This window comes from Planctomycetota bacterium (genome assembly GCA_026387035.1).
GTDB lineage: Bacteria > Planctomycetota > Phycisphaerae > FEN-1346 > FEN-1346 > JAPLMM01.
The window spans coordinates 1-2,117 of sequence record JAPLMM010000191.1 but is presented as its reverse complement, the minus strand read 5'-3'; the positions used below and the strand labels follow the sequence as shown (position 1 = coordinate 2,117).

Sequence of the window (2,117 nt, the reverse complement as noted above, 5' to 3'; positions counted from 1 at the left end):
ATCGTCAAGGGCCTCGTTATCCTGGCGGCGGTGTACGTGGACGTTCGCCGCGCCAAGTAACGGCCCGGGGGGTAGGCGCAGGCGGGGAGGGGCAGTATCCTGTAGGCTGAACGGCCCGGCGGCGGAGCCGGGCAGCGCTATCTGGGGAATCCCGGATAACAGGGCATGGCGGGCGCCAAGCGCCTGCCGCACACGGATGACAAGCCGAGGAGACCTGCCATGACACGTGCGCACTGGATCGTCGTTGCCGTGCTGCTTACGGGCCTTCCCCTGTGGGCTGCCGAGGAGAGGGTCGTGTTCGAAGACCGTTTTGACGGGAAACTTGGCGAGGGATGGAGTTGGCTGCGCGAGAACCCGCCGGCGTGGAAAATCGCCGATGGGGCCCTCGAGATCCGCGTCGAGCCGGGCGTCGCCGGCACCGTCAAGAACGCGCTCGTGCGCAAGGCCCCGGACCGCACGAAGGGGAAGGTGGCCATCGACGTGACCGTGACGTTCACCGCGCCTCCGACGAACCAGTTCGAGCAGGCCGGCCTGACGTGGTACAACGACGGGAAGCCGGTGTTCAAGTTCGTCCACGAACAAATCGACGGGAAGACCTATATCATCCCCGGCAAGATTGCGGCCCCAGAGAAGACGGTCCAGTTGAGGCTGATCGTGACGGCCGGCAAGTACACCGCCCAGTTCCGCCCCGACGCCAAGGGCGAATTCAAGACTGTCGCCGAGGGCAACCTCCCGACTGGCGCGGACGAGAAGGTCAGCCTCCAATGCTACCAGGGCCCGCCGGACGCCGAGCACTGGGTCCGCTTCGACGATTTCCGGGTCGTGCAGCTCGCGGAGGGAGCGACGGAGGCGGGCCTCTGGCTGAGCAAAGACAACGGCTCGACCTGGTCGGCCCAGGCCGGCCTGCCCTTCGCCAACGCCCAGCGAGTGACCTTTGACCCGGCCGACGAGAACGTGATCTACGTTACGACCTTCGGCGGGAGCGTCTGGCGCGGACCCGCATCAGAGTAGAATGGTTCGAGTTGGCGGCTTTGTCAGCCCGCTTCGCGGGCTCTGGCAAAGCGGGCAAGGTGCTGGGGCGTACTGCTCAACCCGCCCCAACCCGCCGGGGCGTGGTTAGCCTCGAAGACCTTCCGTAACGTTGGATCATACGGCGTCAGGGCCGTCCAGAGCACGCCTGGGGTCTTTGCCCAGCGATTGTCCGGTTCGCCCCCGTCGATCCGTTGGAACTTGGCGCCCGGGACCTGCTTGTTCCACATGAAGTCACGATTGGTGGCGATGAGCCGGTCGATGTCTTCCTTCGTGAACGTCAGGCCGTGCTCATACGCCGTCACGATGCCTTCGACGTCAATGGCGTAGTACCCGCCGTTGGGATGCACACCCACCCAGTGCTTCAGGGATCCGTCCGGTTTCCTGTCCCACGGCCCGCCGGGGTCCCAGTAGTTCCAGACGAAGTACTTGCCGTCCTTGCTGGGCCTCATGCGAGACTTCATCACCCGCCACCACTTCTCGGCCCGCTCGCGGTAGACGGGTTTCCTGGTCACGTCGTACATCGCAATGAGCCAGGAGGCGACCAGATTCTGCTTGTTGGCCGGCAAAGTGAAGCCATCGGTGTTTCTACGATCATAGCCTTCGGTCCACTTGCCCGTCTTTGGGTCGAGGCCGAAAGGCGGCACCACCCATACCCCGCCTTCCTTGACCTCGCGCCAAGCGCCGCGCTTGTCCCATTTTTCGAAGATCTGCTCGGAAAGTTTGATGTACTCCTCCGCCTTGCGGCCGTATTGGTCCTTCAGAGCCGGCGTCTTCCGGATCTTGCCTGCTATCAACACCATCGGGCGGAGCATCATCGCCTCGCCCAGTTCGTTGTCCGTGTCGAAGTCCTTCACGGCACTGGTGCTGGCGCCGGCCGCCTTGGGCCAGCCTACGTACCCATCAGGCTCTTTCACCCCGCGTTTGACCACGGCGTCGGACCAATCGATCAGCAGGTCGATCCACTTGCGGTCGCCGGTGGCCAGGTAGCCATAGGTGAACCCGTTCAGGAACGGGCTGACCAGCCAGCCGATCTCCTCGCCCATTTCCTTGTCGCAGTAGCGGTTGCGGGCGTCGTCGATGATATT

General features: G+C 64.1%; 2 protein-coding genes. One reads left to right on the top strand and one right to left on the bottom strand.

What is annotated here, in order from left to right; translation table 11 throughout:
* Nucleotides 1-219 precede the first annotated feature (219 nt).
* Nucleotides 220-1,011, top strand: a complete 792-nt coding sequence (locus NTX40_06805) for a hypothetical protein (protein MCX5648789.1) — start codon at nucleotides 220-222, stop codon at nucleotides 1,009-1,011.
* Between the two features lie 23 nt (nucleotides 1,012-1,034).
* Here NTX40_06805 and NTX40_06800 read toward each other — a convergent pair.
* The coding region (locus NTX40_06800) for a hypothetical protein (GenBank protein ID MCX5648788.1) at nucleotides 1,035-2,117 on the bottom strand (1,083 nt) is incomplete at its 5' end.

What these genes read in the sequence shown, in the direction of transcription:
- NTX40_06805 (MCX5648789.1), top strand. Translation starts at nt 220, where the DNA reads ATGACACGTGCGCACTGGATCGTCGTTGCCGTGCTGCTTACGGGCCTT.